The organism is Corallococcus sp. CA047B (assembly GCF_003612065.1).
Classification (GTDB): domain Bacteria; phylum Myxococcota; class Myxococcia; order Myxococcales; family Myxococcaceae; genus Corallococcus; species Corallococcus praedator.
On the sequence record NZ_RAWD01000426.1, the window covers coordinates 1 to 6,687 of the forward strand.

Annotated in this window: 7 protein-coding genes; 5 read left to right on the forward strand and 2 right to left on the reverse strand. The window is 70.4% G+C overall.

Features of this window, described 5'->3' with window-relative positions; translation table 11 throughout:
- A partial coding sequence (locus D7X74_RS37850; RefSeq protein ID WP_233602431.1) for a CpaF family protein occupies window positions 1-1,299 on the reverse strand: 1,299 nt, incomplete at its 3' end.
- A gap of 111 nt (window positions 1,300-1,410) precedes the next feature.
- On the opposite strand from D7X74_RS37850, the gene D7X74_RS37855 reads away from it, so the two are divergent.
- From D7X74_RS37855 to D7X74_RS37875, 5 genes are all read left to right on the forward strand, one after another.
- Window positions 1,411-1,989 carry a hypothetical protein gene (locus D7X74_RS37855; RefSeq protein ID WP_147444541.1) on the forward strand — a complete coding sequence of 193 codons (579 nt, stop codon included), beginning with the start codon at window positions 1,411-1,413 and terminating at the stop codon, window positions 1,987-1,989.
- A gap of 113 nt (window positions 1,990-2,102) precedes the next feature.
- Window positions 2,103-2,780: a uracil-DNA glycosylase gene (locus D7X74_RS37860; protein ID WP_120537842.1), complete on the forward strand. Its 678-nt coding sequence runs from the start codon at window positions 2,103-2,105 to the stop codon at window positions 2,778-2,780.
- Window positions 2,781-2,820: 40 nt separating this feature from the next.
- On the forward strand, window positions 2,821-3,450 hold the full coding sequence (locus D7X74_RS37865; protein ID WP_120537843.1) for a hypothetical protein: 630 nt from the start codon (window positions 2,821-2,823) through the stop codon (window positions 3,448-3,450).
- Window positions 3,447-5,048: a TIM44-like domain-containing protein gene (locus D7X74_RS37870; RefSeq protein ID WP_120537844.1), complete on the forward strand. Its 1,602-nt coding sequence runs from the start codon at window positions 3,447-3,449 to the stop codon at window positions 5,046-5,048. Before D7X74_RS37865 ends, D7X74_RS37870 begins: the two co-directional genes overlap by 4 nt.
- A 21-nt stretch (window positions 5,049-5,069) precedes the next feature.
- Window positions 5,070-5,873, forward strand: a complete 804-nt coding sequence (locus tag D7X74_RS37875) for a thioesterase family protein (protein WP_120537845.1) — start codon at window positions 5,070-5,072, stop codon at window positions 5,871-5,873.
- Window positions 5,874-5,880: 7 nt separating this feature from the next.
- On the opposite strand, the gene D7X74_RS37880 is transcribed toward D7X74_RS37875, so the two are convergent.
- A complete protein-coding gene (locus tag D7X74_RS37880) occupies window positions 5,881-6,627 on the reverse strand; it encodes an endonuclease/exonuclease/phosphatase family protein (RefSeq protein WP_120537846.1) in 747 nt (248 codons plus the stop codon).
- Window positions 6,628-6,687: the final 60 nt, after the last annotated feature.

The window sequence follows — 6,687 nt, forward strand, 5'->3', positions numbered from 1 at the left end:
CTGCACCTGCACGGAGGGCGCGGGCTTGGCGGCGGGGCTGGAGGGCCCGTCCGGACCGGCGTTCTTGAGCAGCTGTTCGAAGCGGCCCCACTCCTCCTTGAAGTGCGCGGGGTCCGGGAGGCCCTGCTCGCGGTGCTTCAGCGAGGGCGCCCAGCGCAGGGTGTACGCCTCGCCGACCTGGAAGTTGGGCGGGGGCGGCACGCCGTAGGTGGCCGGGTCGAAGAAGGCGTCGTCCAGGTCCTCGAAGCCGTACGCGCGCGCCTTGTTGATGAAGTTGGGGATGATGCCGGTGGGCGCGTGGTAGCCCAGGATGTGGCCGTGCTCGTCCTTGCAGACGGGCGTGAAGACGAAGATGTCCTGGGTGCGGTACTCGCCCTTCTCCGTGAGGGGGAGCACCTCCGACAGGGCGATGGTCTTCCGGCTGCCGTCGTGGAGGCGCTCGCAGCAGATGACGAAGTTGATGGCGCTGGCCACCTGGGCGCGCACGGCGACCATGGGCAGCTCCACGGACGACATGAGGCACAGGGACTCAATGCGGCGCAGCGTGTCCGTGGGCGTGTTCGCGTGCGTGGTGGCCAGCGAGCCGCCGTGGCCGGTGTTCATGGCCTGCATCAGGTGGAAGGCCTCGCCGCCGCGGACCTCGCCGACCACGATGCGGTCCGGGCGCAGACGCAGCGCGGAGTGCAGCAGGTCTCCCATGTCCACGCCGCCCTTGCCGAACTTGTCGGGGGGGCGGGATTCGAAGGCCACGATGTGGGACTGGTTGAGCTGGAGCTCGGCGGAGTCCTCGATGGTGAGGATGCGCTCCTCGTCGGGGATGAGGGACGAGACGATGTTGAGCAGCGTCGTCTTGCCGGAGCCGGTGCCGCCGGCCACCAGCATGTTGAGCTTGGTGGCGATGCCCGCCTCGATGAGTCGCGCCATGGGCTTGGTGAGCGACTTGAACTTCATCAGCGAGTCGATGCTGAGCTTGTCCTTGAAGAACTTGCGGATGGAGATGGTGGTGCCGTTGCGCGCGATGGGCGGAATCACCACGTGGATACGGCTGCCATCCGGGAGGCGCGCGTCCAGGCGGGGGCGCTCGTCGGTGAGCGGGCGACCGACGAACTGGGCCATGTTGCGCGCGGCACCAATCAGGCCTTCCTCGGAGAAGGAGGCATCCGTCTTGGTCAGGCGGCCCTTGCGTTCGATCCACACGTCGGTGGGGCCGTTGATCATGATTTCCGACACCGACTCGTCGTCCAGGTAGGGCAGGACGGGCTTGAGGAAGGCGCGGAGCGACTCGGTGTACATCGTCATGGCGGGAGCAAGGCTAGCGCGCCCTGGCGCCGACCCCAAGCACCTGACCTGATTGCCTGCTCGCTTTCCCTGCGAGAAACTCCAGGGGCCTTGCGTGAGGGGGACGGGACCATGAGGCGCCTGCTGCTTCTGGGGATGGTGCTGTTCATCGGGTGCATGCGGCGCCAGGGGGCTTCGTCCGAGTCCTCCCGGGTGGAGGACCCGTCCATCGTCTTCCCGGACTTCTCCTCGCGGGTCGCGCTGTCCACCGATGCTCCGGGACAGGTGTATGCGCTGGACGGGGCCCTGCTTCGCGCCGGAGTCCTCGCCGCCGATGCGTTCCTTCCCCGTGAGCACGAAGGGCGGTCGTGCTGGAACCGACGGGAGTCCTACCGCTTCCGGATCCTCCGGGAAGGAGACATCGCCTTCGTCCGCATCGACGCGGATCCCCGCGCGTGCACTCCAGGCGTGCGCCTGCTGGATGGCGGTGCCACCTACGCGGTCAGGATCTCCGAGGGCCGCATCCTGCGCAGCCTCCACGACGGCGAACCCGACGGCACGCGCGCTCCGGGCAGCCCCGATGCGGGCGCCCCCGATGCGCCGGCTACGTCCATCCCCGTGGGAGATACCTCCTGGGGCGAACCGCTCCCCGACCTCCCTTCCCAGTGGCTGGACGCGGGGACGCGCGCGCCTCCTGTCCCCTCGCCCTGACCGTCGTTCCCGTCCCCGCCGCGATGTTCGCCGTGCGGCATGACGGCGACATCACGGCGGCCCCTGTGTCTGGGAGGCGGGGTAGGGTGGGGATTTCAGGGAGGGTCACAACGATGCTGGCGGACGGGTTGCCCGAAGACTGGAAGAAGGTGCTGCATGACGCCATCCACGCGCCGTCGTTCAAGGACCTGGAGCGCTTCGTCCGCGAGCAACGCAGCGAACACACCGTGTTCCCGTCGGAGGCCGACATGTTCTCCGCGTTCCGCCTCACGCCCTACGCCGACGTGCGCGTGCTGCTGCTGGGCCAGGACCCCTACCACGGCCCCAAGCAGGCCCATGGCCTGGCCTTCTCCGTCCAGCCCGGCGTGCCCCCTCCGCCCTCGCTCGTGAACATGTTCAAGGAACTCCAGAGCGACGTGGGCGCTCCGAAGCCTCGCGACGGGTCGCTCATCCCGTGGGCGAAGCAGGGCGTGCTCCTGCTCAACACCGTGCTCACCGTCCGCCAGGCCGAACCCAACAGCCACGCGAAACACGGCTGGGAACAGTTCACCGACGCCGTCATCCGCGCCGTGAGCGACAAGCCCGACCCCGTCGTGTTCCTCCTCTGGGGCAAGCCCGCCCAGAAGAAGAAGTCGCTCATCGACGCGAAGCGACACGTCGTCATGGAGGGCACCCACCCCTCGCCGCTGTCCGCCAGCAAGGGGTTCTTCGGAAGCAAGCCCTTCAGCGCGACCAACGCCGAACTCGAGGCCCGGGGCCAGAAGCCCATCGACTGGCGACTGCCCGCGTAGGCCCGGGGCGTCGGAGGGTTGGCTATAGTGCCCGCCCATCATGGCCACGACGTTCCTCGAAGAAGCCGCTCGGACCCAGGCCGCGGAAGCCGTCGCGGCCATTGAATCCCAGACCTCCGCCGAGGTCGTGGTGGCCGTCCGCTCCATCTCCGGCAACTACGCCCACACCGATGCGCGGGTGGGCGCGAGCCTCGCGTTCGTCGTGCTGATGGTGCTCCTGTTCATCCCGCAGGAGATCCACCTCGCCGTCTTCCCGCCGGTGGTGCTGCTCGCCTTCTTCGCGGGGACGCTGGCCAGCCGGGGCCTTCCCGCGCTGCGCCGCGCGCTCACCTCGCGCAAGCTCCAGGAAGAGGCCGTGCGCACCACCGCCCGCGCCGCCTTCACCGAGCTGGGCGTGTCGCGCACGTCGCGGCGCACCGGCATCCTCGTGTTCGTCTCCCTCTTCGAGCGCCGGGTGGACGTCGTCGCCGATTACGGCGTGGACACCGCCGCGCTGGGCGCGGAGTGGCAGGAGGCCCTCGCCGCGCTCTCCGCCGCGCTGGTCGCGTCTTCCTCGCCGGAGCCCTTCTTCCAGGCCCTGCGCCGCGTCCAGCCGCCGCTGGCGCGCGTGCTGCCGCGCATGGATGACGACGTCAACGAGCTGCCGGATCTGCCCGGGGTGGTGGCGTGAAGGGCTCGAAATCCTTCCTCCTCGCCGTCGCGCTGCTCGTGGGGCTGGGCTTCACCACCCTGCCTGAGTCCGAGGCGCGCCCCGGTGGCGGCAGCTCCTACCGGGGCTCGTCCAGCCGCGGCTCGTCGAGCAGCCGCAGCTCGTCGAGCAGCCGCAGCTCCTCCAGCAGCCGTTCCTCCTACAGCTCCGGCAGCCGGGGTTCGTCCACCTACTACGGTGGAAGTTCGGGCTCCTCCAGGGGCGGCGGCGGTGGCGGCCTGGGCGTCTGTCTCGTCCTGGGCCTCTTCGGGGTGTTCGTCCTCGTCGCCGTGTCCCTGGGCCGCAAGGACCACGAGGAGAAATCCCGGAGCTGGAGCACCTCCACGCCACACGGGCCTCCGCCGCCCCGGCGTCAGATGTCGCTGCGCTCGAAGCTCGCGGGGCTGGGCCGCGTGGGCCCTCGCGGCGAGGACGGGGCGATGCGGCCGCTCGACCCGGACTTCTCCATCATCCTCTTCGAGGACTTCGTCTCCTCGCTCTTCGCGAAGGTGCACGAGGCCCGCGGTGGCGACCGGCTGGACACCTTGAGTGCCTACCTGTCCGACGAAGCCATCGGTTCGCTCCAGGCGCTGGGCCATCCTACCGAGGTGAAGGCCGTGGTGGTGGGCGCCATGACGTACGACCAGGTGTCCGGCGTGGCGGCGAGCAGCCCGCGCGTCTCCGTGACGGTGCACTTCGAGGCCAACTACACGGAGGTCTCCGGCACCGAGCAGAGCTGGTACGTCGCGGAGGCGTGGACGCTGGAGCGGGACACGGCCGTGCGCTCGCGTCCGCCCGAGGAGGTTCGCGTCTTCAAGTGCCCCAACTGCGGCGCGCCGCTGGACGCGGTGCAGGGACACCTCTGTTCCTACTGCAACACGGTGGTGAATACCGGCGGGTTCGACTGGGTGGTGACCTCCATGGCGTCGCTGGAGCGCGAGCGCCGCGGGCCCCAGCTCACCGGCACCACCGAGGAGCAGGGCACGGAGCTGCCCACCGTGCGCGACCCCAGGGCGCAGGAGGCGTTGAACGCGCTCATGCGCGAGGACCCGGCCGTCTCCGCCGCGGGCCTGCGCCGCCGGCTGGAGTTCATCTTCCGGGAAATGCAGACGGCGTGGTCGAACCGGGAGTGGCAGGGCATGAGGCCCTTCCTCAGTGACAACCTCTTCCAGACGCAGCTGTACTGGATCAACGCCTACCGTCAGGCGGGCCTGCGCAACATCACGGAGAACGCGCGAATCACGAAGCTGTCGCTCGTGCGGGTGACGCGGGATGCGTACTACGACGCCGTCACCCTGCGCATGCACGCCAGCAGCCTGGACTACACGCTGCGCGACCAGGACGAGAAGGTCGTCGGGGGCAGCCGCTCGCGGGAGCGGGCCTACAGTGAGTACTGGACGCTGATCCGCGGACGCGGCGTGAAGGGCCTGTCGTACACCCAGAAGCAGTGCCCGTCGTGTGGCGCGCCGCTGTCCATCAACATGGCGGGCCACTGCACGCACTGCCAGGCGCGGGTGTCATCCGGCGAGTTCGACTGGGTGCTCAGCCGCATCGAACAGGACGAGGCCTATCAGGGGTGATGGATTAGGATGCGGTGCATCATGACCGCCGCCTTCCTTGTCGCGACCCTCGTCGAACCGCTCGCCCCCGGGCACTACCGCTCGCGTTACGAGGCCGCCTGGTATCAGGGCCGGGGCGCGTACGGGGGCGTGGTGGCGGGGCAGGTGATGCGCGCGCTGGAGCACCACCTGAACGATGCGAAGCGTCCGGTGCGCTCGCTCACCGTGCACTTCTGCTCGCCCGCGGTGGAGGGCGTGGCGGACGTACACACGCGCCTGGAGCGCGCCGGCAAGCTCGTCACCCACGCCACCGCGCGGGTGGAGAGCGGCGGGGTCGTGGTGGCCGTGGCCACGGCCACGTTTGGCGCCGCGCGCGGTGGGGCTCCGGGCTACCAGGACTTCGTCATGCCGGAGGTGCCGGCGCCGGAGACGCTCACGCCCGTCCCCGATGACGTGCCCATGCCGGACTTCTGCCGCTTCTTCGAGTACCGCTACTGCGTGGGTTCACCGCCGTACTCGGGCGCGGCGGTGGCGGAGGTGGGGGGCTGGCTGCGGCCGCGCGACCCCACGGTGCTGGACGCGCCCCTGTGCGTGGGCTTGATGGACGCGTATCCGCCGTCGGTGCTGTCGCAGGTGGACGGCTTCCGCGCGGCCGCCACGGTGGACTTCACCGTGCAGTTCTTCCAGACGTTTCCCCTCACGCGGCTCGCGCCGGACACGCAGTACCTGCGCACCGGCCGCTCCCGTCAGGCCGCAGAGGGCTACACCGAGGAGTCCCAGCTGCTCTGGGCGCAGGACGGCACGCTGCTCGCGCAGTGCCGGCAGTTGGTCGCCGTGCTCGGCTGAGCGCGCTTCAGCGTCCGGCCACCGTCAGCTCGGCCACCACCGCGTGGTGGTCGGAGACGGCTTCCGGCAGGCGCGCGTACCGGGTGAAGCGCAGCGTGGCGGAGGCCAGCACCCAGTCCAGGCGCTGGCGTGCCTGGGGCACCGGATAGGTGGGCTCGCCTTCGTGCGGCGTGTGGAGTCCCAGCTCGGCGCACAGGCGCGCCACGGGGCCGTCGCCTCCCGCGTCCTCCGCGTTGAAGTCGCCCAGCACGATGCGGGGCCGTTCGGGCCGCTGGCGCAGGGCCTGGATGAGCCGGTCCACCTGCCTCCTCCGCACGGTCGCGGAGAACGGATCCAGGTGCAGTGACACGATATCGGGACCGGGCCCGCCCTGCGCCGCGAGCGTGGCGACGACGTAGCCCTTGTCCACGCGCCGGTCGCGGCCGAAGTGCGCGGCCTCCCGCGCTTCCAGCGCGTGGCGGGACAAGAGCGCGGTGCCCTGCGCGAACAGCCCCGGCACCCCCGAGTGCACGCCGTGGTGCAGGTGCGGATAGCCGGCCCGGGTGGCGATGCGCTCCACCTGGTCCACCCGTCCACTGAAGAGGCTGGAGCGGTCCGCCTCCTGCAACGCCACCACGTCCGCCGCCTCCCGGACGAGCAGCGCCGCCACCGCATCCAGCGTGCCCAGCAAGGCCGCCCGTCGGCGCAGGAAGGGCATCGGCACGGTGAAGGGCGCGCCATGCGCCACGTTGAGGGTGAGCACCTTGAGTCGCACCCCTCCAGGGGGAACACGGAGCGGGGGCGAGGGGCAAGCCGCCGGGGCACGGGGCTGGAA

What these genes read in the sequence shown, in the direction of transcription:
- D7X74_RS37855 (WP_147444541.1), top strand. Translation starts at nt 1,411, where the DNA reads ATGAGGCGCCTGCTGCTTCTGGGGATGGTGCTGTTCATCGGGTGCATG.
- D7X74_RS37860 (WP_120537842.1), top strand. Translation starts at nt 2,103, where the DNA reads ATGCTGGCGGACGGGTTGCCCGAAGACTGGAAGAAGGTGCTGCATGAC.
- D7X74_RS37865 (WP_120537843.1), top strand. Translation starts at nt 2,821, where the DNA reads ATGGCCACGACGTTCCTCGAAGAAGCCGCTCGGACCCAGGCCGCGGAA.
- D7X74_RS37875 (WP_120537845.1), top strand. Translation starts at nt 5,070, where the DNA reads ATGACCGCCGCCTTCCTTGTCGCGACCCTCGTCGAACCGCTCGCCCCC.